Here is a 4,705-nt window from a genome sequence, read left to right on the forward strand (position 1 = left end):
AAAACTTAATAGAAGTATTGGATTTATTAAATAGTATGGAAATGAGATATTGGATAGATGGCGGATGGGGTATAGATATTTTACTTGGAAAGCAAAACAGAGAACATCGAGATATTGACGTTGATTTTGACGGAGAGTTTACAGATGCTTTATTAAATAAACTGAAAGAAATAGGTTATGAGATTGTAGTTGATTGGAGTCCTTCTCGTATCGAGTTATATCACCCAGAACTTGGCTATATAGATATACATCCTTTAATAATAAACAAAGATGGAAGCGCTCGGCAGGCTGATCCACAAGGTGGCTGGTATGAGTTTGAAGCAAAATGGTTTTCGACTGCAGTGTTTGAAGGTCGGGTTATTCCATGTATTTCTGCTGAAGCTCAAAAATTATTTCATAGTGGATACGAGCTTAGAGAAGTTGATAAAATCGATATGAATAATCTTGATAGCCTCATTTCGGATTAGTGTATTATGAATGAAACAAGTATTTTACGAGGAGAATTCAGATGAAAGAAAACAAATATGATGACAATACATTTTTTCAAAAATACAATCAAATGAGTCGCTCGCAGCAGGGTCTGGCCGGTGCAGGAGAATGGGAAACATTGAGAAAGCTGCTACCAAATTTTAAAGATAAGCGTGTGCTTGACTTAGGATGCGGCTATGGATGGCACTGTATATATGCGATGGAAAACGGTGCTTCCTCTGTAGTAGGTGTTGATATTTCTCATAAAATGCTCGAAGTAGCAAAAGGAAAAACCCATTTTCCACAGATTGAATATGAATGCTGTGCCATAGAAGATGTGGATTTCCCAGAGGAGAGCTTTGATGTAATACTAAGTTCGCTTGCGTTTCATTATGTAGCAGACTATGAGAATTTAATAAAAAAGATATATAGGATGCTGAAGGCTGGTGGCAATTTAGTTTTTACAGTTGAACATCCTGTTTTTACTGCTCATGGAACACAAGACTGGTATTATAACGAAAAAGGAGAAATACTGCATTTCCCGGTGGACAATTATTATTATGAGGGCAAACGGACAGCTATGTTTTTGGAAGAAAAGGTTACAAAATATCATAGAACACTGACCACATATCTAAATACACTGCTTTCAAATAGTTTTATAATAAATCAGATTGTGGAGCCACAGCCGCCAGAGAACATGATGGATATTCCGGGGATGGCGGATGAAATGCGACGCCCAATGATGCTGATTGTATCGGCAAAAAAGAAGATGTAATAATATAGAAAAAATAAACGAGGAGTATGTAAATGAGATCAGAAAAAGAAATGATGGATTTAGTACTTTCTTTAGCAGAACAGGATGAACGTATTCGAATTGTGACCCTTGAGGGGTCACGCGCAAATATTAATATACCTAAAGATGAATTTCAGGATTATGATATTACATATTTTGTAAGTGATATAGAACCGTTTATATCTAATGATGACTGGCTTAATCAATTTGGGAATATAATAATGATGCAAAAGCCGGAGGATATGGAATTATTCCCACCTGAAGAAAAGGGATTTTCCTATCTTATGCTATTTGATGATTACAATAAAATTGATCTTACCTTATTGCCCTTGGAAGAGTTAGATAATTACCTAAAGGGCGATAAATTAATAAAGGTTCTAATTGATAAAGATTGTAGAATTAAAAGGGACATAGTTCCGACTGATATAGATTATCATGTAAGAAAGCCAAGCGCAAGGGAGTATGATGATTGCTGCAATGAATTTTGGAATGTAACACCTTATGTTATTAAAGGATTGTGCCGCAAAGAGATACTGTTTGCAATCGATCATCTGAACCAGATTCTACGGTTTGAACTACTTAGGATGATGTCGTGGAAGGTTGGGATAAAGACAGAATTTTCATTAAGTGTTGGGAAAAATTATAAGTATATTAACAAATACATTGATGAAGATCTATGGAATAGATTATTATCTACATATCGCATGGATTCCTATGAAAATATTTGGAAGTCATTATTTATATGCCACCAATTGTTCAGGGAAGTGTCCAAAGAGGTAGCAGAACTACTGGGGTTTGATTATCCAGAGTATGGTAAGAACATAACAAGATATACCGAGGACATGTATAAAAAATATGTTGAAAATGACTATTTTTAAAGATTAGCAAAGATTATTAACCATAAGCAAGGGGTGTAAATGTATGGAAAGTACTGATGTTATAAATGAAATTAGAGGTATATTACCTCGTAACTCAATTGGAAAATATGATTTACTAACTATTTTTACACATAAAACCGTTTTTGATAAAATTGTAAAAGTACTATATGGTTTTTGATATTGATAATTTAAAAGGATTTCTTAATGATACCAGTTCATTTGGGTTTATAGCTAAAGAAAATAATAAAATTATAGGATTTGCATATTGCTATACACTTTTAAGACCTGATGGAAAAACAATGTTTTATTTACACTCAATAGGAATGTTACCTAACTATCAAGACAAAGGTTATGGTTCAAAATTATTATCTTTTATTAAGGAATATTCTAAAGAGATTGGTTGTTCTGAAATGTTTTTAATAACTGATAAAGGTAATCCTAGAGCTTGCCATGTATATGAAAAATTAGGTGGTAAAAATGATTATAAAGATGAAATAGTATATGTATATGATTATGAAAAAGGTGATAAATAAATGAATATAGTTGAAAATGAAATATGTATAAGAACTTTAATAGATGATGATTTTCCTTTGATGTTAAAATGGTTAACTGATGAAAGAGTATTAGAATTTTATGGTGGTAGAGATAAAAAATATACATTAGAATCATTAAAAAAACATTATACAGAGCCTTGGGAAGATGAAGTTTTTAGAGTAATTATTGAATATAACAATGTTCCTATTGGATATGGACAAATATATAAAATGTATGATGAGTTATATACTGATTATCATTATCCAAAAACTGATGAGATAGTCTATGGTATGGATCAATTTATAGGAGAGCCAAATTATTGGAGTAAAGGAATTGGTACAAGATATATTAAATTGATTTTTGAATTTTTGAAAAAAGAAAGAAATGCTAATGCAGTTATTTTAGACCCTCATAAAAATAATCCAAGAGCAATAAGGGCATACCAAAAATCTGGTTTTAGAATTATTGAAGATTTGCCAGAACATGAATTACACGAGGGCAAAAAAGAAGATTGTTATTTAATGGAATATAGATATGATGATAATGCCACAAATGTTAAGGCAATGAAATATTTAATTGAGCATTACTTTGATAATTTCAAAGTAGATAGTATTGAAATAATCGGTAGTGGTTATGATAGTGTGGCATATTTAGTTAATAATGAATACATTTTTAAAACAAAATTTAGTACTAATAAGAAAAAAGGTTATGCAAAAGAAAAAGCAATATATAATTTTTTAAATACAAATTTAGAAACTAATGTAAAAATTCCTAATATTGAATATTCGTATATTAGTGATGAATTATCTATACTAGGTTATAAAGAAATTAAAGGAACTTTTTTAACACCAGAAATTTATTCTACTATGTCAGAAGAAGAACAAAATTTGTTAAAACGAGATATTGCCAGTTTTTTAAGACAAATGCACGGTTTAGATTATACAGATATTAGTGAATGTACTATTGATAATAAACAAAATGTATTAGAAGAGTATATATTGTTGCGTGAAACTATTTATAATGATTTAACTGATATAGAAAAAGATTATATAGAAAGTTTTATGGAAAGACTAAATGCAACAACAGTTTTTGAGGGTAAAAAGTGTTTATGCCATAATGATTTTAGTTGTAATCATCTATTGTTAGATGGCAATAATAGATTAACTGGAATAATTGATTTTGGAGATTCTGGAATTATAGATGAATATTGTGATTTTATATACTTACTTGAAGATAGTGAAGAAGAAATAGGAACAAATTTTGGAGAAGATATATTAAGAATGTATGGAAATATAGATATTGAGAAAGCAAAAGAATATCAAGATATAGTTGAAGAATATTATCCTATTGAAACTATTGTTTATGGAATTAAAAATATTAAACAGGAATTTATCGAAAATGGTAGAAAAGAAATTTATAAAAGGACTTATAAAGATTGATTATATAATATATGAAAAGCTATTATAAAAGACATTAGTATTAAATAGTTTAAAAAAATGAAAAATAATAAAGGAAGTGAGTCAAGTCCAGACTCCTGTGTAAAATGCTATACAATGTTTTTACCATTTCTACTTATCAAAATTGATGTATTTTCTTGAAGAATAAATCCATTCATCATGTAGGTCCATAAGAACGGCTCCAATTAAGCGATTGGCTGATGTTTGATTGGGGAAGATGCGAATAATCTTTTCTCTTCTGCGTACTTCTTGATTCAGTCGTTCAATTAGATTGGTACTCTTTAGTCGATTGTGGGAATTTCCTTGTACGGTATATTGAAAGGCGTCTTCGAATCCATCATCCAATGATGCGCAAGCTTTTGAATATTTTGGTTGATCGATATAATCATGAATCAATCGATTTTTAGCCTCACGCGCTAAGTTAATATCTGTGAACTTAAAAATTCCTTTAACAGCTTCTCTGAAAGATTTTGAATTTTTTTTAGGAATGGTGGTAAAGATATTTCTTAGGAAGTGAACTTGGCATCTTTGCCAACTTACGTTGGTGAAGGATTTTCTAATGGCAGAGACTAATC

General features: G+C 30.5%; 6 protein-coding genes. 5 read left to right on the forward strand and 1 reads right to left on the reverse strand.

What is annotated here, in order from left to right; genetic code table 11:
• Positions 1-8: 8 nt before the first annotated feature.
• The 5 genes from P7J36_RS11390 (at position 9) to P7J36_RS11415 (ending at position 4,112) form a co-directional block, all read left to right on the forward strand.
• Entirely contained in the window at positions 9-467 is a 459-nt protein-coding gene (locus P7J36_RS11390) for a nucleotidyltransferase domain-containing protein (protein ID WP_408552167.1), read from the forward strand.
• Positions 468-508: 41 nt separating this feature from the next.
• Complete coding sequence (locus P7J36_RS11395; RefSeq protein WP_099810415.1) at positions 509-1,243, forward strand: class I SAM-dependent methyltransferase; 735 nt, start codon at positions 509-511, stop codon at positions 1,241-1,243.
• 32 nt (positions 1,244-1,275) lie between these two features.
• Positions 1,276-2,139, forward strand: coding sequence for an aminoglycoside nucleotidyltransferase ANT(6)-Ia (locus P7J36_RS11400; RefSeq protein ID WP_002294505.1), 864 nt, complete (start codon positions 1,276-1,278; stop codon positions 2,137-2,139).
• A 167-nt stretch (positions 2,140-2,306) separates the two neighbouring features.
• Positions 2,307-2,672: a GNAT family N-acetyltransferase gene (locus P7J36_RS11410; protein WP_002303448.1), complete on the forward strand. Its 366-nt coding sequence runs from the start codon at positions 2,307-2,309 to the stop codon at positions 2,670-2,672.
• Positions 2,673-4,112 (forward strand): bifunctional aminoglycoside N-acetyltransferase AAC(6')-Ie/aminoglycoside O-phosphotransferase APH(2'')-Ia, encoded by a 1,440-nt coding sequence (locus P7J36_RS11415; RefSeq protein ID WP_001028144.1) that lies wholly within the window; start codon positions 2,673-2,675, stop codon positions 4,110-4,112.
• Positions 4,113-4,241: 129 nt separating this feature from the next.
• Here P7J36_RS11415 and P7J36_RS11420 read toward each other — a convergent pair.
• On the reverse strand, positions 4,242-4,705 hold a 464-nt coding region (locus P7J36_RS11420; RefSeq protein WP_192837367.1), incomplete at its 5' end, for a transposase.

The sequence above is a fragment of the Streptococcus suis genome (genome assembly GCF_046032115.1).
Lineage (GTDB): Bacteria > Bacillota > Bacilli > Lactobacillales > Streptococcaceae > Streptococcus > Streptococcus suis_AJ.

Coding starts and splice junctions, on each gene's coding strand:
- P7J36_RS11395 (WP_099810415.1), top strand. CDS start 509: ATGAAAGAAAACAAATATGATGACAATACATTTTTTCAAAAATACAAT.
- P7J36_RS11400 (WP_002294505.1), top strand. CDS start 1,276: ATGAGATCAGAAAAAGAAATGATGGATTTAGTACTTTCTTTAGCAGAA.
- P7J36_RS11410 (WP_002303448.1), top strand. CDS start 2,307: ATGGTTTTTGATATTGATAATTTAAAAGGATTTCTTAATGATACCAGT.
- P7J36_RS11415 (WP_001028144.1), top strand. CDS start 2,673: ATGAATATAGTTGAAAATGAAATATGTATAAGAACTTTAATAGATGAT.